Here is a 20626-nt window from a genome sequence, read left to right as displayed (position 1 = left end):
CGCCGGTCGCCCGGGCGGCCGCTTCCAGTTCCTTGCGCGTCCGCCACCGCGGCGGCGGCCCGGCCGGGACCGGCGACGGGTCGGCCCGGCTGGGCCTGGGACGTTCTATCTGAATCCCGTCTCCCGCGACCGGCTCGGCATCCTTCCGAGAAGCACGTCCTCAACCTCAGTGCCCCGGGCGGGATCACCCTCATGACGGTCGGTGAGGACGTCGCGATCTCCAGCCCCAAGGTCAAGGGCACGTCCTCGCTGGCCAGGAACGAGATCGTCAAGGCTCTGGGGACGGACAAGGCGCCGCTGACGGGCGCCGAACTCGACGAGCTGTTCCAGCTGTTGACCGATGCGGAGAAGAAGGCGGCGGACCCCGCCGAAGCCGGCGCCGCGGCGGTGGCGGCCGATGCCGCCGCGGCGACCCCGCAGAACCTGGAACCCCTCGTGGTCCAGGCTCTCACCGAGGTCGAGGGCATGGCGGGCAGCGCGGAATTCTCCGCGACGGGGCGGGGCTCGCGCATGCACAAGGCGCTCAGCGACCTGGTCAAGAAGCACTTCCCGTCCGCCGTCTTCGAGGCCTTCAGCGAGCAGCCGCTGCGGGAGTTCGCGAAACTCCCCCCGTCCCTCCTCGACACGCCCGTAGAGGCCTTCGTCGCCAACACTCCGGAGGTGGCCGACTACGCGAGCAACCTGAAGTCCCTGTTCCGATCGGAGAAATCGGGAGCCGTCCGTCTGCTGGGCGACCTCAGACCGGACCTCGTCACGCGCTCGCCGAGCGGCCTCGTCATCTGGGACCTCGTACCCGTCCAGCGGCAGGCCCACGTCGCCAAGACCTTCCTCTACCGGGCCGTTCTCCGCCAGGGCGGCGAGTCCGTCCAGGCCGCCGAGATCTACTACAGCCACTTCGGCAGGACCGCCGAGGAGATCTCGAAGCTGCGCGCCTACGAATCCGCCGTCCGCAACGCGGCGAAGCAGCGCGCCATCGCCAAGGCCATCAAGGAGAGCCATGGCGCAGGCGGATCGCAGTGAGGCGTGCCGGGGCATGAGATTCCTTTGTCCCGGGACACGACGGGATGAACGGCTCAGTCAGTACGCCGTGACCTGGTCGGGTTCCTGGGCGGGTGCGGTCGCACGGTGCTGCCGGTGTCCTCCCGTGGTGGGGCGCGGGCGGACCGGCCACCAGATGGCCCGGCCGAGGAGTGCGGCAAGGGCGGGGACCAGCACCAGCGAGAGGACGAGCGCGGAGAGCATGATGCCGAGCGTCAATGCGAAGGCGGTCTGTTCGCTTCCCGGGGATGTGGCGAGCGTGGCGAAGGAGCCGGCCAGCACCAGACCGGCCGTCGCGATGGCCGGTGTCGTATGCCGTACCGCGCGGGCAACGGCGGCGCGGGCCGGGCCCGGTCGCCGCATCTCCTCCCGGATCCGGTCGGCGATCAGGATGTTGTAGTCGGTGCCCAGTGCCACGACGAACAGGAACAGCACCAGGGGGAGGGTGAAGTCGACGCCCGGCCTGCCGAGGCCGTGCTGGAACAGCAGCGTTGCGGCGCCGAGGGTGGCGGCGAAGCCGAGCCCGACGGAGAGCATCAGGACCACCGGTGCGAGCAGGCTGCGCAGGAGCAGCAGCAGGATCAGCGCGATCAGCGCGGCAGCGACCGGGAACACGATCCTCAGGTCGTGGTCGACAGCGGTGGAGATGTCGGCGAAGACCGCCGCCGTCCCGCCCACGTGAGCCGTCGTCCCGGCGGGTGCGTGCCGGGCGACCGCGGCCCGGATCGGCCCGGAGGCCAGGTCGCGGGCCTGCCGGCTCTGTGGGTCCGCGGTCGGGTAGAGGTCGATCCGGGCGGCGCGGTGGTCCTCGTTCAGGACGGTCCGTGCGACCTTGCCCACGCCGCCGACCTGGGCGAGCGCATGGGAGAGGCTGTCGAATCCGGCGGTGGTGAGGGTGCCGCCGTCCTTGGCGGTGATGAAGACACTCGTCGGGTCCGACACTCCGGCCGGCAGCGAGCGGGAGATCTCGGCCGCGGTCGCCGCGGCGGGGGTCCGGTCGCCGGAGTCGCCCCGGCCGTAGTCCATGCGCATGCCGATCAACCCGGCGGCAAGCGCGGCGAGCAGTGCGACGGAGGCCGTCAGCATCAGCAGCGGGCGCCGTGTGACCAGCGTGCCGAGGCGGGCGGCACGGCCTTCGCGAGGCTTGTGGTGCAGGGTCCGGGAGGGCCAGAACATCTTGCGTCCGGCGGCCGCGAGCAACGCCGGCAGCAGGGTGAGACTGCCGAGCAGCATCACCAGGACCGCTACGGCGATCGCGGGGCCCAGCGAACGGAACTGTCCGAAGGTCGCCAGGCCCAGCGTGGCGAACGCGGCCACGATGGTCAGCGCCGCCGAGGTGATCGCGGTGCCCACCCGGCCGGAGACCTCCTCGGCCGCCTCGCGGGCGGGCTGTTCGGGCCGGTCGCGCAGTTGCTCGCGGAAGCGGAACAGCAGGAACAGCAGGTAGTCGATGCCGATACCGAGCAGGACCACGTTGATCAGGCCCGGGGTGCCCGCGTCGAGCTTGTGCCCGGTGATCATGGCGGCACCGGCGACGGCTCCCGCCGCCACGCCGCCGACGACGGCGACCGCGAGCAGCGGCAGCAGGGCCGCCAGCGCGCTGCGGAACGCCAGCACGTTGAGCAGGATGATGAACCCCAGGACGAGGGCGCCCCCGACCTTCGCGGCGGTCTCGTGGGCATCGGTGGTGTCGACGGTCTCGGCGAGGCTCCCGGTGAAGCCGGTGCGCATCCCCGCTTCGGAGAACTGCGTCCGGGCGGCGTCCCGGAAGGTCCGGTAGACACCCTGGACCCCCGTGTCCGAGGGACTCCCGGTCAGTTGGACGGACAGGAGTTCGAAGCTCCGGTCGGGCGCCGTCATCGCAGGGGCGATCCGGGGAGTCTGGGAGCGGTCCGGGACCAGGAACTCCGGCATGTCGTCTTCTCTGGGCATGACCACTCGACGCTGGGCCAGCGTCGCCGCCTCGGCCCCGACCCTCCTCCGGTCGGAGGCGTCGAGGGCCTTGCCGTCGGTCCGGGCGACCAGCACCGTCACCGTGGTGGCGTCGGGGTTCACACCGAAGTGTTCCTCGGCGATCTGCAGCGCGGCGGCCGAGTCGTAGCTGCGGGGCAGGAAGTCCCCGGTCCGGTGCTGGGTGACGCGGGCGATCAGTGTCGGGGCCAGGGCGCTGAGTACGACACCCAGCACCGCCCAGAGGGCGATGACCTTCCACGGGTGTCGGGTGGAGTACCCGGTCAGGGCGCGGATCACGATGTGTCCTCCGGTGGACGGACTTGGATGCGTACGTCGGCCGGGGGCTCCCGGCCGGTCACCAGACCATCACTCGGAGGGGCCGTCGGGCGTCGTGGCAGCGGATGATCCGGAACGGGGCCCTGGGGCCTGCTCCGGCCCGCGGCCAGGACCCTGGTCCTGGTTGCGACCCAGGTCAGCGCCCGGTGCGGGGCCGTGAACCGCCGCCGTGCTGTGCAACCCTGTCCCGGGGGCCAGGGAGGCCGGACCACAGGGGGAACAGAGATGACCAGCAGCCGACACCTCGCGCCCGGCGATGCCCGAACACCGCTGCACATCGACAGCGACGAGCCGCCGTGGACCCGTAACGACGCACTCGTGACCGCCGGGGCCTGCGCGATGAACCTGCTCAGCTACGTATTCTTCAACGATCCCGACGGCCGGCACGACGTGAGCGTGGCCGGGTTCCTGCTCGTCGCGCTGGCAGCCGTGCCGCTGCTCGCCCGGCGCAGCCACCCGGTGCCGGCGCTTGCCGCCGTACTGGCACTCGATGCGACGGCCGCCCTGACCGTACCGCTGCCCACTCACTTCGGCGCCGTCCTGGTGGTCGCCCTGTACTCGGTCGCCAGGGCCTGCCCCGGCCGGGTGACGGCGCTCGCGGCCGTCGCGACGGTGTCGCTGACGCTGCTGAGCCAGGCCAACGGCCGAATTCCGCCCTGGCAGGATGTTATTGCCTCGCCCCTCACCACGCTGATCGTCGTGGCCACCGCCCTGGCGATCAACCGCTGGCAGCAGGAGGTGGCGGCCAACCGCAGGCTCCTCGCCGACCGTGCGGTGGCCGACGAACGACGCCGCATCGCCCGGGAGTTGCACGACATCGTGGCCCACCACATCACCACCATGCAGCTGATGGCCGGGGGAGCGCGGGCCAACCTCGCCGAACCGGAGGTGGTCCGGGACGCGCTGATCACCCTGGAGTCCTCCGGACGGCTCGCGCTGCGCGAAATGCGCCAGCTCCTCGACGTGCTGCGGGCCGGCGACGAACCGGAGACCGCCCCCTCGTTGCCCCAGCCCGGCGTGGACGACCTCGACCGCCTGGTGGCCGAGTCCCGCCTCGCCGGACTGCCGACCGGGTTCGGCGTCACCGGGCCGCAGCGCCCGCTGCCGCCGACCGTCGGCCTCACGGTGTTCAGGATCGCCCAGGAGGCCCTCACCAACACCCGTAAGTACGCGGGAGCCGCCCGCGCGTCCGTACAGCTGACGTATCACCAGAAGCGGGTCACCATCGAGATACGGGACGACGGTGGGGGCGCACCGCCGCAGGAAGGGGCGTCGGCGGTGGGCTCGGGCGGTCACGGGCTCACCGGCATGCGCGAGCGCGTCGCCCTGCACGGCGGCACCCTCACTGTCGGCCCGCAGGCCGATGGAGGGTTCGCTGTGGTGGCCGACCTGCCACTGCCCACGGACGAGGCGGACGAGGCGGCCCTCCAGCACGAGGGGGCACGCCGATGAGCGGGAGCATGGCGGCGCCGGAGCGGATCAGGGTGCTGATCGTGGACGACCAGCCACTGGTCCGGCGGGGTCTGTCGCTGATTCTCTCCCCCGACCCGTACGTCGAGGTGGTGGGAGAGGCCGAGAACGGCGCGCTGGCCGTCACCCTTGCCCATCGACTGCGCCCCGACGTGGTGGTGATGGACATCAGGATGCCCGTTCTCGACGGCGTCGGCGCGACCGAGGAACTTGCCGCCACCCTGCCCGGCTGCCGGGTCCTGGCCCTGAGCACCTTCGATCTCGACGAGTATGTCGTGGGCGCCCTGCGCGCCGGAGCCTACGGTTTCCTGCCCAAGGACAGCTCTCCGGAGGACCTGAGCGCGGCGATCCGCACCGTCCACGCAGGCGAGGCCGTCGTCGCGCCGCGCCTGCTCACCCGGCTGATCTCCACCTACGTACGGGCACCGGGCGGCGCGCGGCCCGCCCCCACCGGCCCGGGTGAACTCACCCCCCGCGAGGTCGAGGTGTGGCATCTGATGGCCACCGGCCTCGACAACACCGAGATCTCCCGAGCCCTGGACATCAGCGTCTCCACGGTCAAGAACTACATCACCAGCATCTTCGGCAAGCTCGCCGTCCGCGACCGCGCCCAGGCGGTCATCGCGGCGTACGAATCGGGCCTGGTCACTGCTCGCGCGGCAGCCGTGGACCCTCCCGGCGACGGGCAGGCCTGATAGCGGGAAGCGCTGCGCCCAGCTCCGGAGACGCGACGGAGCCCGCAACGCCGCCTCCCGCAGGGGCACTTCCTGGCTGTGCGCAACCAGGACCAGGGTCCTGGCCGCGGGCCGGGAGGGGTCCCTGGGCCCTGTTGCGGATCATCCGCCGCCACGACGCCCGACGGCCCCTCCGAGTGATGGTCTGGAGACCGGCCGGGAGCCCCCGGCCGACGTACGCGTCCGAGTCCGTCCACCGGAGGACACCTTGATCCCCCCCCGTGGACCGGACCGTGCGCACGCGTATCACGCGGCACAGAAGGCGATGAGGAGTACGGCATGACGCCAGGAAAGACCGCACGGGTCGGCATGGTGGGTCTCGTGACGGCCGCGATGGCGGCCACCGCCTTCGCGGTCCCCGCCCAGACAGCATCGGACGCCGCCTCCGCGAAGCCGGGGCACGAGGCCACCCGGCGCGCGATGGACGCGGAGGTGGAAGGAGGTATCCCCGGCATCACGGCCCAGGTACGCGACACCGACCGCGTCTGGACGTCAACGTCGGGTGTGGGCAACCTGACAACCGGCGTGCCGCGCGGCAAGAACGACCGATTCCGGATCGGCAGTATCACCAAGACGTTCGTCGCGACCGTCCTGCTCCAGATGGAGGCTGAGGGGAGAATCGGTCTCGGCGACACCGTGGACCTCCATCTCCGCGGCCTGGTGCGAGGCAACGGCAACGACGGGCGCAAGATCACCGTACGTCAGCTTCTCAGCCACACCAGCGGCCTGTTCGACTACCTGGCCGACGAGGAATACCTCAAGACGTACATGCGGGGCGAGGGCTTCCTCAAGCACCGCTACGACACCCTGCCGCCCGAGAAGCAGGTGGGGGTGGCGCTCTCCCACCGGCCGCTGTTCCCGCCCGGTGACAGACTCTCGTACTCCAACACCAACTACGTCCTGGCCGCGCTGATCATCGAGAAGGCGGGCGGGCGGACCTACGAGGCCGAGGTGCGCGACCGCATCATCAAACCGCTGCGCCTGAAGGACACTTCCCACCCCGGCAACAGCATCCACATGCCCCGGCCCAGCAGCCGGAGCTACTCCAAGTTGTTCGCGTCGGACCCCGATCGCATCGACGACGTCACCAGTATGAACGGGTCGCAGGGCTGGGCCGACGGCGACATCATCTCCACCACCGGCGACCTGAACCGGTTCTACAGGGCCCTGCTGCGCGGCAAGCTGCTCCCGCCGGAACAGCTCAAGGCCATGAAGACCACCGTCCCGGCCCCCGGCCGCCCCAACGTGTCCTACGGGCTGGGCCTCACACGGTTCCGCACGAGCTGCGGATCGACGGTCTGGGGCCACGGCGGAGGCATGGTGGGGTCGACGTCCCTGGCCGTCACCACCGGGGACGGCCGCCACCAGCTCGCCTACAACCGTAACGGGGACTGGAGCGTGGCATCCCCGGACGGCATCATGGAGGCCGAGTACTGCCCCACGGCCTCCTCCGGCTGAGCCCCCTCGCCCCCTCTCCTCACCCACTGGCGACAAGGAGGGGAAGAGAGGGGGACGGCGCTTCAGCGGACCGAGAGGGGGACGGCGCTTCAGCGGACCGGAAACGGGTGTCGACCTGGACGAAGGCGGCGACTCACCACCGCGGGGGCAGGAACGATGGCCTGCCGCCGTTCCGGCTCACCTGTGGCGGTTCCGTTGCTTCGGGTCGGAGGACCGCCATGTGCCGGTGATGCCCTGTCGGCCAGCCCCCGGGCAGGGACCAGTCGCCGACACCGCACGCCGCGCCCGTGCAGCCGGCGCCACCGTCGCTCAACCGCGCTGCGCACGGATGAGGTCGCGGTACCACGCGAAGGACGCCTTCGGGGTGCGGACCTGTGTGTCGTGGTCGACGTGGACGAGACCGAAGCGCTGGTGGAAGCCCTCGGCCCATTCGAAGTTGTCCATCAGGGTCCAGGTGAAGTAGCCGCGCACGTCCACGCCCTGGGCCACGGCGGTGGCGACGGCCCGGAGGTGGGTGTCCAAGTAGTCGATGCGGTCGAGGTCGAGGACGGTGCCGTCCGCGTTGACGACGTCCTCGGTCGAGCAGCCGTTCTCCGTGATGTAGACCGGCGGGAGTGCCGGGTAGCGCTCCTTGAGGCCGACGAGCAGTTCCCGTAGGCCGTCGGGGACGACGGGCCAGTCGAAGGAGGTGCGGCGGTAGCCCTCGATGGGGGCTTCTTCGAACGGCAGTCCCTCGGACGCCGGCGCCTGGATCCGGGTCGGGTTGTAGTAGTTGATGCCGAGCGCGCTCAAGGGGGCCGAGATCACTTCGAGATCGCCGGGCCGCACGGAGCCGCCGAGGGTCGGGTCCGCGCCGAAGTCCGACAGGTCCGGGTAGGTGCCCGTGAGGATCGGGTCGTTGAACAGGCGGTTGTGCAGGTTGTCATAGGCTCGCGCGGCGGCGTGGTCGGCGGGGGAGTCCGAGGCAGGCCAGACCGGGGTGCAGTTGTTGGCGATCATCACCTGCAGGCCGCGCGCCCGCAGCTCCCCCAGCGCCAGCCCGTGGCCGAGCAGTTGATGGTGGGCAACCGGCAGGCAGTCCAGGAACAGGGTGCGGCCCGGTGCGTGAGTGCCGAGACCGTAGCCCCAGACCATGTGGATGAACGGCTCGTTGAGTGTGATCCACTTCTGGACGCGGTCGCCCAGCCTGTCGGCCATGATGGCGGCGTACTCGGCGAAGCGGTGCGCGGTGTCGCGGTTCAGCCAGCCGCCGCTGTCCTCCAGGCCCTGCGGGAGGTCCCAGTGGAAGAGGGTCGGGACAGGCTCGATGCCACGTGCGAGCAGGCCGTCGACCAGCCGGTCATAGAAGTCCAGACCCCGGGGATTGACCTCGCCCGTGCCGGTCGGCCGGATCCGGGGCCAGGCGATGGAGAAGCGGTAGCCGGTGAGGCCCGCCTCGGCCATCAGCGCGATGTCCTCCTCGTACCGGTGGTAGTGGTCGCAGGCCACGTCACCGGTGTGCCCGTCGCGGACTGTGCCTGGCCGTGCGGTGAAGGTGTCCCATACCGAGGGTCCGCGGCCGTCCTCCTTGGTGGCGCCCTCGATCTGATACGACGCTGTCGAGGCGCCCCAGATGAAGTCCGCGGGGAGATGGTTCAGTGTCACGTCTAACCTCCTGAAACATGAGCAGTGCTCACGTTAACCCGCTCGATGGGATGATGGAAGCGTGAATCAAGATCGCATCGCAGGGACGCTGCGCCGGCTGCCGGTCCAGAAGCGCAGCGCCGAACGCTTCGAACGGCTGCTGGACGCCTGCGCCGAACTCCTGGACGAGGTCGGCTATGCAGGGCTGACCACCAAGGAGGTGGCCCGCAGGGCGGAGGTGCCCATCGGCACCCTTTACCAGTTCTTCTCCGACAGGGAGGGGCTGATCGGGGCGCTCGCCGCCCGCAATCTGGAGTCCTTCCTGGGGCGGGTCGCGGACCGGCTGGAGCAGGAGGAGCCCGAGGGCATCCCGGGCATCGTGGATGTGACCGTCGACGAGTTCGTCACCATGCGCCGGACGATCACCGGTTTCGGCGTGGTCGACTTCGGCGCGGTGGGACAGGACCACATCCTGGAGCCGACCCTGGACAACAACACCGCGGTCGCCGGAAGGCTGCGCTCACTGACCGCCTCCCTGATAGGGGTCCAGGACGACGCCGAATTCGAGATCGCGGTGCGGGTGGCGCTGGAGTGCGCCGACAGCGTGCTGCAACTCGCCTTCCGGGTCGATCCGCTGGGCGACGCCCGGCTGATCGCTGAGTGCAAACGAGTCCTCAACAGCTATCTGAACGATCGACGCCGGTGACCGGCCCCGAGGGCTGTCCCGTCATTCCCGGCGGGCGCGACGACAGCTAGCACCTCGCGGCGTTGCCGGAACGCCCGAGCGCATCCCGTACGCGGACGTCCCCCCGCCCTGCGACACACCGCATCCGACGCCGCGCGCTGATCCGCCAGGGATGACGGGGCAGCCCTCAGCGGACTGCCTTGACCTTCCAGACCGATGCCGCGCCCAGCGTGGACATGGCCGCCGAGCAGAGGAAGAGCGAGCTGTAGCCTCCCGGACCGCCGAGTACGACCGAGGCGATCGGGGGGACGAGGACGTAGGGCAGGGAGGTCATCAGGTTGGCCAGGGCCATGTCCTTGCCGCGGTCCGCGGAGGCGGGGAGCACCTCGGTGACCAGGGCGGTGTCGACGGCCAGATACACGCCGTAGCCCAGGCCCAGGATGACGGCCGCGACCAGGGTCATCGTCCACGTGGGCGACAGCGCGAGCGGGAGCGCGGCGACGGCCATCGTGATGCCGCCGAGGAAGACCAGCATGCGCCGCTTGCCCAACTTGTCGGAGAGCCAGCCGCTGAGGACGACCGTGGAGATCGTGGCCAGGCAATTGATGCCGATCACGATGAGCAGACCGTCCTCGGTGGACCGGCCGGGGAACAACTTCTCGTAGTGCAGTACGTCGTCCAGGAAGTACGGCAGGTAGAGCGTGCCCATGCCGTAGCCGAGACCCATCATGAAGCGGGAGCCCATCGCCCAGACGAAGTCGGGGTGTGCGCGCGGGCTGATCCGGTAGCCGTCCAGGAAGGTGCGCAGCGAGAACGGCTCGCGGGTCCGGCGGGGCAGCGGCGGATCCTTCATGGTGGTCGCGAACAGCAGGATCAGGAGCGGCAGTGCGGCCATCAGCAGGTACTGCGAGGCGAAGCCCGTGACCAGACCGATCAGCAGCCCGCCCGCGATCAGGGCGCCCGCCTGCGGGACCATGGCCCAGCCCAGCACGGCACCGCGCTGGGCGACCGGGACCTGGTCGGGCACCACCGGGGAGAGTCCAGCGCCGATGATCATGAACGAGGCGGACAGCACGAGGGAGCCGAGCGCGACCCCGACGACGGTCGTCTGGAGGCCGGTGAAAACCAGCGTCGCCATGCAGAAGAGCGAGCCCACGAGCAGCCAAGGCCGGCGGCGGCCGAACCGGCTGGTGGTGCGGTCGCTGAGTGCGCCGGCCAGCGGTGCGATGACGATGCCCGAGATCGCGCCCATCATGCTGACCCAGGCGTAGCTGCCGACCTTCCCCGCCGGGTCGATCTGGGCGATCTGCTCGGGCATCAGGAACGTGGTCGGTACCTGCATCGGGATGAACACCCCGACGTTGGCCAGGACGTACAGGGCGACCCAGCCGGGGCCGACCCGGCGGACGGGCTCGGCGAGGGCCTCGGGACGCTCGGACAGCCGGCTGCGCTCGGGGTGATCGGGCAGGCCGGGGGCAAGGCTCATCGGGACACTCTCCTGAGGTGGACGAGCTCGCTCGTCCAGTCGAAGGACAGCAGCGGCGGGAGACCGTGGCTGAGCAGGACGGCGCCCTCGTGGACGGTGCCGGTGGTCTCGTCCCGGTAGCGTGCGTCGGGGGCGAGGCCCTTCAGCCGGGTGCGGGCGACCGAGCGGGTCAGCGCGGACGGCTGGAACTGGAGGACGACGACCTCGTCCTCGGTGAGGTACTGCACGGTGTCGTGCTCCAGGCGGTACTGGACGCCGCCGTGCACCACGGGCCGGATTCGCTTGTACTGCTCGACCAGCATGCGGGCCCAGGCCAGATCCTCCTCGCTCCAGTTCCGCAGGTCACCGCCGATTCCCAGCGCCCCGGCCATCGAGACATGGAAGCGGTACCGGATCGAGGTCGGGCGGGCGCTGAAGCTGTGCGGGCTGTCGGTGACCCAGGCGCCCATGGTCCGGGCGGGCAGCAACTGGCCGTGGCCGTGCTGGATCGCGACCCGGTCGGCGGCGTCGGTGTTGTCCGACGTCCAGACCTGGTCGGCGCGGGCCAGTACGCCCAGGTCGGCCCGGCCGCCGCCGCCCGCGCACGATTCCAGGTACAGGCCGGGACGGGCGGTACGCAGCCGGTCCATCACCTCGTAGACGCCGCGTGTGTGCTCGATCCAGACCCGGTCGGGGTCGGCGGCCCCGGGCTGCCCTGCCTCGCTGAAGGGCCGGTTCATGTCCCATTTGAGGAAGACCACGTCCAGCTCGGTGACGGTCCTGACCAGCCAGTCGACCGCCCATTCCCGGACATCGCGACGGGCGAAGTTCAGCACATGCTGATGGCGGCGCCGGGTGCGGGTACGGCCGTCCTGGCAGAGGATCCAGTCGGGGTGCGCACGGTAGAGGTCGCTGTCGGGGTTGACCGCCTCGGGCTCGACCCACAGGCCGAATCCCATGCCCAGCGTGCGGATGTGGTCGGCGAGCGGGCCCAGACCGTGGGGGAAGCGGTCGGGGTTGGGCCACCAGTCGCCGAGCCCGGCCATGTCGCTGGTGCGGGCGCCGAACCAGGCGTCGTCCACGACGAAGACCTCGACGCCGAGGCCCGCGGCCAGGCCGGCCAGCTCGGTCTGCTGCTTCTCGCTGATGTCGAACTCGGTCGCCTCCCACGAGTTGAAGATCAAAGGGCGTTCGGCGGGGCGGGCGGGCAGCACCTCGCGTTCGACGTAGGCGTGCCAGCGGCGGCTGGTGCCGCCGAAGCCGTCGGGGGCGTACAGCCCGGTGAAGACCGGGGTCTCCAGACGCTCACCGGCGGTCAGCTTCCAGACCAGACCCTCGTGGCCGAACCCGCCCGTCCAGGAGGCGCGGCCGTAGGTGTCGCGGCGGAGGGTGATCCGGCGGCTGCCGCTCCAGGCCAGGGCCGCGCTCCAGACCTCGCCGTGCTCCTCGGCTGCGTCCTGCGCGTCGAGCATCAGCCACGGCCCGGCGTGCTGTCCCGTGATGCCGAGGCGGCTGGTGAACACGGTCTCCCCGACGGGCACCCGGTCGCGCCGGAGCTGGAACTCCCGGCCCCATTCGCCCACCACATGACTGACCCGGTAGTCGTCGCGGGCGGGCAGCGTCCAGGCGGCGGAGTCGAACCGGAGGACGTCAACCGGCTCGTCAGCGGTGAGGACGGCCCAGCGCTCGATCTGGTCATGGCCGTCCCGGAGCCGGTAGTGCAGGTCGAGACCGAGGGAGCGGACACGGTCGGTGAAGGAGAGAGTGAGCAGGTCGTCCTCGACCGTGTGCGAGAGGAACCGCCACTCGAAGCCACGGACGCCGTCGTCGAACCGGACGGTCAGCGACGGCGCCCCGAACCGCAGGCCGCCCTCGACCACGTACTCCTCACCCCCGGGGGCATCGCCACCGGGGTCCTCGTCGGGCAGGTCGGCCGCGATCACGACGGCTTGCTCCGGGGTCAGCGGCCGGCCCCAGTGCACATGCCGGGGGACGTCGCCGGCGTCCAGCCGGAAGGCGTACGAGGTGCCTGGGGTGCTCAGGAGCCAGAGGCGGGCTTCGGGGTGGTGAGTGATCACGAAAATCCTCAAACGTGAGTAGGGCTCATGTTCTGCTCATACGTTAGGCATGCGAGCCCGCAACGCCAAGCCCCTGACAGGGGCTATCGAATTTCACGGCGTGCAATTCCCCGCGCTCCTCGCGGCCCGGTCGGCGAACGCGCCGGAAAGCCGGCCGGGGCCGGCCGGATCAGGAGAGCTGATCCGGCCGGCCCCGGCCCTGGACACCGCCTCGCGGGTGCGTCAGTTGGCGTAGACGCCGATCTCGCGAAGCGAGTAGCCCCACTGGGTGCCGCGCTCCAGCCCCTTGATCCGTATGTAGCGCGCCGGAGTTCCGGCGAAACGCGCTGTTTCCAGTCCGCCGTCACCGGCGGTCGTGGACCAGGCCGACTTCCAGGTCGTGCCGTCCCCCGACAGTTCGACGCGGTACGACTTCGCGTACGCCTCCTCCCAGTCGAGGGTGACACGCTCGACCGGCTTCGAGGATCCGAGGTCGATCCGCAGCCACTGGTCGTCGTTCCACTCGCTGGCCCAGCGGGTGCCCGTGTCGCCGTCCACGGCCTTGCCGGGCGCGAAGCTGACGAACGGGTTCCACCATTCCGACGAGGACGCCGAGGCGGCGGCGCCCGAGGCCAGGTTCGCACCGGACGTGTACTGCTCGGTGTTGCCCCAGGTGCGGAGGTAGGACTCGGCGCCCGAGAAGAGATCGTCCACGACCCCCTGGCCGCCGACGATCCGGATGTCCTCGATCCAGTCCGGGACCGTGCCGTAGTGCGCGGCGCCGTCGGTGTTGAAGTCCCATGTGCGTTCGCCGGCGGTCTGCTTGTCGATCACCGAGCCGCCGTCCGTGCTGCGGAAGGGGTACTTGACCGGGTTCGGGGTGTCCCCGCCCCGCGGGGCGGGCCAGCCGCCGACACCGTTCATGTCGGTGCCGTAGCCGTAGCCGACCTTGTACTTCTCGCGCAGCGCGTCCGTGCGCTCGGCCTCCGCGCTGAACGCCTCGGAGCCGCTCATGTACTGGGCGGCGAACCCGCCGAGCTTGTAGAGCCGCTCGGTCCAGCCCAGGTCCATCCAGCTGTGCGAGGAGATGGCGCCCGGGTACGACTCGGACTCCAGGATGTCGAAGGCCTGATCCGCGGCCTTGACACTCATGTGGTCGAGCTCCAGCATCATGTGACGTTCCATCATGCCGCGCACCGCGTACGCACCCAGGCCGGTAAGCCCGCGGGTGTTGCACTGCGCGTCCGAGGCGTACGAAGGGACGGTCACCCCCGCCGGCAGCCGCTTCTCCGCCCCGGGTGCCTTCGCGTTGCCGATGGGGTTGTCGTGCTGCGGCCCGCGGCAGGTCTCCGTCTTCCAGAAGGTTCCGGTCGACAGGAACTGGCCCACGTTGATGGCCGTACCGAGGGCGCCGGAGTCGTAGCGCACCCCGCACAGGGCGTTGTCGAACTTGTGACACAGGAACATGCTGCGCACACCCAGTTGGTGCAGCTCGTCCAGGCCGCGGTCGATGTCCTCCTTGCTGCACTGCGCGACGTCCAGGATCTGCTTGCAGCCGAACGGCTCGGAGGTCTCGACCCCCAGGACGACAGCCAGCTTGCCCTGCTTGATGACCTCGCGGGCCTGTGCGCTGTCGGTGACGATCCGGAACCAGCCCTTGCCCGTGCCGCCGTACATCCTGTCGATGAAGGCCTGCATGTCGTACGTCTTCTGCGCCTCAAGGCGGATTGCGGTCATCTCGTCGCAGCTGCGGTCCTTGAAGAAGTAGACCGAGCAGATCACGCCGTTGGTGACCAGGTCGTTGACCAGCACTCGCTGGCCGCCGCGCCAGGCCCGCTCGATCCAGGCGTAGTAGTTCTGCTGGTGGGTCAGCGAGTCGTGTGCGGGCCAGTCCTTGAACGTGGGCCACCCGTTGGGGTCGTGCTTCCCGTCGCCCTTGGTGATGAAGTCGAAGACGGCGCCCGTACCGTCGGGGTAGTGCTCGGGGCAGTCCTTGAGCGCGTCGGCGACACCCTGCTCCGAGAACGGCTTGCCGCAGATCAGTCGGCCGCCGAAGCCCTCGTTGGACATGATGTGGTCATGGGCGTCGACGAAGCCCCTTACGCGCCCCTGGGCGTCGGTGCCTTTGAAGGGCTCGCCCGTGACGCCGATCCGGGCGTCGGGTGAGGGGCGGGCGGTCGGATCCCACCAGTTGGGCTCCGCCGCGGAACTGGGCATCGGGCCGAGTGCCAGGGCCATCACGGCCAGGAGCAGTGACACCACCGTGAGGGATCTGATTCTGCGGTACGAAGGTTGAACCATGGTCATCGCGTAGATCCTTAAATGTGAGCGGGACTCATGTTCTGCTCATAACTTAGGGATACGAGCCCGCAACGCCAAGCCCCTGACGGAGCCATCGTCGGAAAATGAGGAAGAGCACCCCACCGGAAACGGAGTGCTCGGGCCGCTGTCGAGATCACGGAGCGTACGAGCGCCTCCGACATGAGGCGCGCACGCGGGAACCTGCGGGGACGGGTGTGGCTGCGGCGCGGGCAGCCGCTGCGCCGTGACCCATCGTCCGAGGTCTTCGTCCCGCGCGAGCCGGGTGCAGCGCAGCTTGTGCCCGTGACCTGCGGCATCACGGCGCGGACGGCCGGTCTGTACCTACGCGGGTCAGCGATCCGCTCCACCTTGGCGCACAGCTCATCCAGCGGCTGCTGACTCACGGGCGGAGGCGGCAACTCCGGTCTCCGGCCCAGCGTCTGACGTGCCTTGATCTCCCGGGCGGTCATCAGCGCTTCCGCGAACCGCGGGGCGGACCTTGATCCGGGTGCTGATCTCCTCGCTGAAGAGCGTGTCCCCGCTGATGTGGATGTCCGCGCTCGACAGACTGGGTTCGACGGCCGCGGGCACCGCCTTGCCGGGACTCCTGGGCTGCCCCGGCCCTCGGGCCGGGCCGCATCGAATCGCGGGCGTCAGGCGGTTGAGCGCACTGACCTGCTCGCTTCGCGCACCTCCTGGCAACGGCGGCCCGCAGGGGCGGGCCGCCGTTGCCGGGGTGGGGAGGGGGCAGGCGTCAGCCGGTTCTGTTGACGACGAACTGCGAACCGGGCTCGATACGGACGTCGCCATCGGCCGAGTCGGTGATGGTCACGCCGGTCAGTGTCGCGCTGCCGCGGGCGCCGCTCATCGCGAGGATTCCGGAGCCGTTGACCGATTTGTCGATGCGGACGTCGGTGATCTTCACGTTCGGCATCTCGCCGCCACCCGTCTTGAACTGGATGCCGTCGTACGTCGAGTCGAGGATCTCGGTGTCCCGGATGGTGACGCCCGGGATGGCCTGGCCCTGGGCGAAGAGCGTGATGGCCCCGAACTCCTGGTCCTCGTTCCAGAACGCGCCGCCGGTGCGGTGCAGGGCGTTGTTGGCGATCAGGGTCTGCCCGGAGAAGGGAAGCGGGTCGTGGTCGGTCGCCAGCATGATGCCGGGGTAGTTCATGGTGTCGGAGATGATGTTGTTCTCGATGGTGTTGCCGTAACCGCCGTAGACCGCGATGCCGTTGGCGCGCCACGGCAGTTGGATCGTGTTGTTGCGGAAGTGGTTGTCGTGCCCGACGTCGACCGAGGTGTCCTTGACGTACTTGCTGGCCCAGACGGCCAGGGCGTCGTCCCCGGTGTTGCGGAAGGACGAGTTGAAGACGGTCGAGTTACGGGTGCCATTGGCGAAGTTGATGCCGTCGGCGTAGGTGTTGCGGATCCGCATGCCGTTGAATTCGAGGCCGTCTCCGGGTCCCCACAGGTCGGGGATGTTGGAGTAGTCGCGGCCGGCCCAGACGCCGACGTTGGCATGCTCGATCCACACGTTGCTGATCTTGGTGTCCTCGCCGAAGCGCCCGTTCAGGCCGACGCCGCCCTCGGCGTTGCCGTCGCCGCCGCGGATCGTGCCCGAACCGAAGATGGCGATGTCGGAGATCTGTGTGTTGTCGTCGATGTCGAAGCCGAAGTTCCCCTCGTGCGGGTGGTTGATCCCGCCCGCTTCCTGCGGCGGGGTGAGGGTGTACAGCTGGGAGTGCCACATGCCCGCGCCGCGGATGGTGACGTCCCGGATACCCACCTGATTGAACTGGCCCCGGTCGAGCGGGTCGTCGGTGAGGATCTTCTGCTCCTGGCGCCACTGACCGGCGGGAATCCACACACAGGGGATCTGCCCGTTCTGGTCGGCGGTCACCGCCCGCTGGAGGGCGTCGGTGTCGTCGATGCCGTCGTTGGGGACGGCACCGTACTCGGTGATGGAGACGCAGTTCGCGGGCTTGGCGGCCGGGGGCGCCACCTGCTCCAGGTCGATCAGGTCGACGATGTAGAAGGAGGCCCGGTCGTCGGCATCGCGCTGGAGCCGGAATCTCGTGCCGGCCGGGTAGGACTGGGCGAGGAGTGCGTGGGACTCGTCGAACAGGCGCCGGGCGTCACCGCCGGGCCGGTTGGTGAGTCCTTCGGGGTCGTCGGTGCTGCCGTACAGCCAGCTGTGTTTGGACGACAGGGTCACCTTCCGGACAAAGACGTCGTTCGCGTAGAGGCTGATGGTGGCCTCGGCGCCCCCACCGGCGGGGGCGTCGGGGACGGAGTTGCGCACGACGACGGAGTTGGACGGGTTGGTGGAGGTGAACTCCACGTACTCCCCTGTGGAGTTGAGGCGGACCGACTTGCGGCCCGAGGACTCGGTGGCGAAGTTGGTGTGGCCGAAGGTCCGCTTCTGGTCGGCGGTGAGAAGGGTGCCCTGGTAGCGGGCGTCCTCCGCCTCGTACTCGGTGTACGGCACGGCCGCGCCCCGGCCCACGACCAGGGAGCGGGTGAAGACGTTGTTGCTCTCGTCGGTCTCGGTGAGCGTGCCGGAGGCGTCGGCGGTCGCGGTGAGTGTCGCCCCACCGGTGGTGGCCGTCCAGCTGCCGGAGATCGGCACGTTGACCGTCTGGCCCGCGGCGACGGTGCCCGTGGTGCCGTTGAGGGTGCTGCTTTTGGCGGTCAGCCGGGTGACCGTACCGGCCGGGGCGGCGGTCGTCCCCCGGTTGTTGACCGCGACGGTGAAGGTGACCGCGGATCCGGCGGCGGGGCTCGCCGGGTTGGTGGTGATGCCCGTGATCCTGAGGTCGGGCCCGGGACTCTGACCGACGACCAGTTTCGCCGAGGCCGTACGGCTGTTGTTGCTGTTGTCCAGCTCGGGGACGGTGTCGGTCGGGTCGACGACCGCCGACACGGTGTACTGGCCCATGGGTCGCTTGCCGACCTGGACCGGGACGGTCGCCGAGGCACCGGCGGCGAGCGCGGCGACCGGGCCGGAGCCGGCCACGGCGCCCTCGACGCTGACCTCGACCGTGGTGGCGGCGGCAGCGGCGGTGCCGCTGTTGCGCACCGTGGCGTTGACGGTCACACGGTCCGTCTCCGAGGGGGCGGACGGCTCCCAGGCCAGATCGGTGACGGTGAGGTCGGGGCCGGGGGCCGCCGTGCCCACGACCTGGAACTCGGCGACCTGGGCACCGGGGGCGCCGGTGTTGGAGGAGAAGGTCAGCCGCAGGTCGGCGTAGCGTCCGGTCACCGGGATGGTGACGGTGTTCTGCCCGGCGGCGGGGCTGAACGCGTAGTCGGCGCGTGCCTTGAGCGAGGTGAAGCCGGAAGCGGCCTGCTCGCGTCCGAGTACCTCGATCGCCTGCGTCCTCGCGCCCCACACCTGGTCGGGGTTGAGCTTGACGACGACGGCCGTGATGTCGGCGTTGGCGCCGAGCTTCACCGTCAGGCCGGACGGGAATCCGGCGGACTCCCAATAGGTGGCGGTGCTGTCGTCGTTGGCGTTGGCCGCGACGTAGTTCTGCGTCGTCGAGGTAGCCTCGATGGGCTTGTTGCGCGCCAGGTTGGTGCCGACGGGCGGTGGATCGACCGGTCCGGAACCGTTCTCGCCGTAGACCTCGACCTCGGAGAGCTGGGCGGCGTCCCAGCCGGTGTTCGCCGTCACCCGGATCCGGAGGTACCGGGTCGCCGCGGAGCCGAGGTCGATGCTGACGGTGTTCGCCTCGGACGGGTCGAACGCGCGGGACCGGGGCCCGGCGAGCGTGGTGAAGTCGGCGCCGTCGCCGCTGCCGAGCACCCCGACGGTCTGGGAACGGGCCTCCCAGGTGGTGGGGAGCTTCAGGACGACACGGTCGACCCGGGTTCCTGCACCGAGGTCGAGCTGTACCCACTGCGGTAGCGCCCCGGCCGGGCCCTCCCAGTAGGACTGCTGGCTTCCGTCGGTGACGTTGCCGGCGACGTACGCCCCCTGGGCGCCGCCTGCCGTCACGGTTCTACCGAGAGCGATGTTCGGTGGTGGTGCGGCTGCCGCGTAGGCGTGGACGGGAAGGAGTCCGACGGCGATCAGTCCGGCCATCAGCATGCCGACCGTCAGCCGCAGGCTCAGGATTTTGCCTCTCATATGGGCCTCTCCAAGCGCTGGGCCACGGCTCGGCGTTGCGTTGCCGGCCCCGTATCGCAACAGGATGACGACGAGCACGGCGCCCGGCTGCAGGTGGGGACAACAACAGCGGCTCTCGCCAGGAATCCAGCAGGACTCTGACAATGAATGACGACGTCCTACCGACATCTTGAGCTTTTTAGTTCATCTTTTGCGTCGTCGAGGTGTTAGGTTTCTATCAGGTCACCGCTTTGTCAACAGCCGTGACAGAACCCACGCGCTGTACGACGCGTCCCCGCAGGTCAGCTTCGAGAAGTCCGCGCACGGGAACGGCCCCGGCTGCGGAAGGAGTTGGGCCTCCTGGAGCCGGAGCCGGAGCCGGAGTCGAAGCCGGAAAGACGGAGGTAAGCGGGGAGGGAGCGGCGGCTCGGTGCAGCTGCACCGTCAACTCCCTCCGCCCGACGGTCTCCCGCAGTGAGGACAGTTGCTCACCCATCATCATGTGGGGGCATCGGACTGCCGTATGTCCCGCGCTCCAGGCCATCCGAGGCGCAGTGCCTGGCCGGTCCGGATGCGGTGGACTGGTTGCGGCGAGAGGATCGGAGTATGCACAGCGGCCCGACCGCGCCGGGCGGCAAGCATTCTCCGGGCCGGCCGAGTGCACCACGCTGAGCCCCGAGCGTGAGGGGTACCGGCGGGCCCGGACCGTGCACCGATCACGCTGGTCCATACGCCGGACACTTACGGACGGAAGGATGGGCCATGCGCAAACTGATATACGGCATGAACCTGACCCTGGACGGCTACATCGCCGCGGCCAGCGACGACATCGGCTGGAGCGGGCCGCCGAGTGACGAGCTGTTCCAGTGGTGGCTCGACCACGAGCAGGCGAGTGGCCTGTCGCTGTATGGGCGCAAGCTGTGGGAGGCGATGAGCTCCTACTGGCCGACCGGCGACCAGCAGCCCGACGTCACCCCGGCGGAGATCGAGTTCGCGCGGAACTGGCGGGACACGCCGAAGGTGGTGTTCTCCTCGACGATCGACAAGGTCGACTGGAACACCCGCCTGGTCACCGGCGACGCGATCGCGGAGATCACCCGGCTCAAGGCAGAGGACGGCGGCCCCATGGACATCGGAGGCGCAACGCTCGCCGGGGCGGCCATGCGCGCCGGGCTGATCGATGAGTACGTGATCGCCGCGCATCCGGTCCTGGTGGGCAGCGGCACGCCGTTCTTCACCGCGCTGGACAGCTGGGTGAACCTGAACCTGGTGGAGACGCGGACGTTTCCCGGCGGTGTGCTACTGACCAGGTACGAGACGAGGCGCTGAGCAGCAGCACTCACGTGGCAGACCGCAAAGGGGCAGCCCCCGGTGGTCGGCATCCACCGGGCG

Annotated in this window: 12 protein-coding genes; 6 read left to right on the top strand and 6 right to left on the bottom strand. The window is 69.9% G+C overall.

Translation table 11 applies throughout. From position 1 onward, the window contains the following. The first annotated feature begins 192 nt into the window (after positions 1-192). Positions 193-1020 (top strand): hypothetical protein, encoded by an 828-nt coding sequence (locus OG251_RS37705; protein ID WP_326681774.1) that lies wholly within the window; start codon positions 193-195, stop codon positions 1018-1020. 57 nt (positions 1021-1077) lie between these two features. On the opposite strand, the gene OG251_RS37700 is transcribed toward OG251_RS37705, so the two are convergent. Next, the gene (locus OG251_RS37700; protein ID WP_326681773.1) at positions 1078-3288 is read right to left on the bottom strand and encodes an MMPL family transporter; all 2211 of its coding nucleotides are present in this window, start codon (positions 3286-3288) and stop codon (positions 1078-1080) included. A gap of 264 nt (positions 3289-3552) precedes the next feature. Between OG251_RS37700 and OG251_RS37695 the strand changes: the two genes are divergently transcribed. The 3 genes from OG251_RS37695 to OG251_RS37685 all read left to right on the top strand — a co-directional run bounded on the left by OG251_RS37695 (position 3553) and on the right by OG251_RS37685 (position 6989). Continuing rightward, positions 3553-4779 carry a sensor histidine kinase gene (locus OG251_RS37695; RefSeq protein WP_326681772.1) on the top strand — a complete coding sequence of 409 codons (1227 nt, stop codon included), beginning with the start codon at positions 3553-3555 and terminating at the stop codon, positions 4777-4779. Next, positions 4776-5492 (top strand): response regulator transcription factor, encoded by a 717-nt coding sequence (locus OG251_RS37690; protein WP_326681771.1) that lies wholly within the window; start codon positions 4776-4778, stop codon positions 5490-5492. Before OG251_RS37695 ends, OG251_RS37690 begins: the two co-directional genes overlap by 4 nt. 318 nt (positions 5493-5810) lie before the next feature. Beyond that, entirely contained in the window at positions 5811-6989 is a 1179-nt protein-coding gene (locus OG251_RS37685; protein WP_326681770.1) for a serine hydrolase domain-containing protein, read from the top strand. Positions 6990-7298: 309 nt separating this feature from the next. On the opposite strand, the gene OG251_RS37680 is transcribed toward OG251_RS37685, so the two are convergent. After that, positions 7299-8633 carry a GH1 family beta-glucosidase gene (locus OG251_RS37680; protein WP_326681769.1) on the bottom strand — a complete coding sequence of 445 codons (1335 nt, stop codon included), beginning with the start codon at positions 8631-8633 and terminating at the stop codon, positions 7299-7301. Between the two features lie 61 nt (positions 8634-8694). Between OG251_RS37680 and OG251_RS37675 the strand changes: the two genes are divergently transcribed. Further along, entirely contained in the window at positions 8695-9318 is a 624-nt protein-coding gene (locus tag OG251_RS37675) for a TetR/AcrR family transcriptional regulator (RefSeq protein WP_326681768.1), read from the top strand. 166 nt (positions 9319-9484) lie between these two features. Here the strand turns inward: OG251_RS37675 and OG251_RS37670 are convergent, their stop codons facing one another. From OG251_RS37670 to OG251_RS37655, 4 genes are all read right to left on the bottom strand, one after another. Then, positions 9485-10783 carry an MFS transporter gene (locus OG251_RS37670; protein ID WP_326681767.1) on the bottom strand — a complete coding sequence of 433 codons (1299 nt, stop codon included), beginning with the start codon at positions 10781-10783 and terminating at the stop codon, positions 9485-9487. Continuing rightward, positions 10780-12840, bottom strand: coding sequence for an alpha-galactosidase (locus OG251_RS37665; RefSeq protein ID WP_326681766.1), 2061 nt, complete (start codon positions 12838-12840; stop codon positions 10780-10782). Before OG251_RS37665 ends, OG251_RS37670 begins: the two co-directional genes overlap by 4 nt. A 222-nt stretch (positions 12841-13062) precedes the next feature. Beyond that, the gene (locus OG251_RS37660; protein ID WP_326681765.1) at positions 13063-15126 is read right to left on the bottom strand and encodes a galactose-binding domain-containing protein; all 2064 of its coding nucleotides are present in this window, start codon (positions 15124-15126) and stop codon (positions 13063-13065) included. A 748-nt stretch (positions 15127-15874) separates the two neighbouring features. Next, on the bottom strand, positions 15875-19255 hold the full coding sequence (locus OG251_RS37655; RefSeq protein WP_326681764.1) for a CARDB domain-containing protein: 3381 nt from the start codon (positions 19253-19255) through the stop codon (positions 15875-15877). 741 nt (positions 19256-19996) lie between these two features. Between OG251_RS37655 and OG251_RS37650 the strand changes: the two genes are divergently transcribed. Continuing rightward, the gene (locus OG251_RS37650; RefSeq protein ID WP_326681763.1) at positions 19997-20563 is read left to right on the top strand and encodes a dihydrofolate reductase family protein; all 567 of its coding nucleotides are present in this window, start codon (positions 19997-19999) and stop codon (positions 20561-20563) included. Positions 20564-20626: the final 63 nt, after the last annotated feature.

This window comes from Streptomyces sp. NBC_01237 (assembly GCF_035917275.1).
Taxonomy (GTDB): Bacteria; Actinomycetota; Actinomycetes; order Streptomycetales; family Streptomycetaceae; genus Streptomyces.
The sequence above is the reverse complement of the archived record's forward strand: the minus strand, read 5'-3'. Positions and strand labels throughout refer to the sequence as shown.

What these genes read in the sequence shown, in the direction of transcription:
- OG251_RS37705 (WP_326681774.1), top strand. Translation starts at nt 193, where the DNA reads ATGACGGTCGGTGAGGACGTCGCGATCTCCAGCCCCAAGGTCAAGGGC.
- OG251_RS37695 (WP_326681772.1), top strand. Translation starts at nt 3,553, where the DNA reads ATGACCAGCAGCCGACACCTCGCGCCCGGCGATGCCCGAACACCGCTG.
- OG251_RS37690 (WP_326681771.1), top strand. Translation starts at nt 4,776, where the DNA reads ATGAGCGGGAGCATGGCGGCGCCGGAGCGGATCAGGGTGCTGATCGTG.
- OG251_RS37685 (WP_326681770.1), top strand. Translation starts at nt 5,811, where the DNA reads ATGACGCCAGGAAAGACCGCACGGGTCGGCATGGTGGGTCTCGTGACG.
- OG251_RS37670 (WP_326681767.1), bottom strand. Translation starts at nt 10,783, where the DNA reads ATGAGCCTTGCCCCCGGCCTGCCCGATCACCCCGAGCGCAGCCGGCTG.
- OG251_RS37660 (WP_326681765.1), bottom strand. Translation starts at nt 15,126, where the DNA reads ATGACCATGGTTCAACCTTCGTACCGCAGAATCAGATCCCTCACGGTG.
- OG251_RS37655 (WP_326681764.1), bottom strand. Translation starts at nt 19,255, where the DNA reads ATGAGAGGCAAAATCCTGAGCCTGCGGCTGACGGTCGGCATGCTGATG.
- OG251_RS37650 (WP_326681763.1), top strand. Translation starts at nt 19,997, where the DNA reads ATGCGCAAACTGATATACGGCATGAACCTGACCCTGGACGGCTACATC.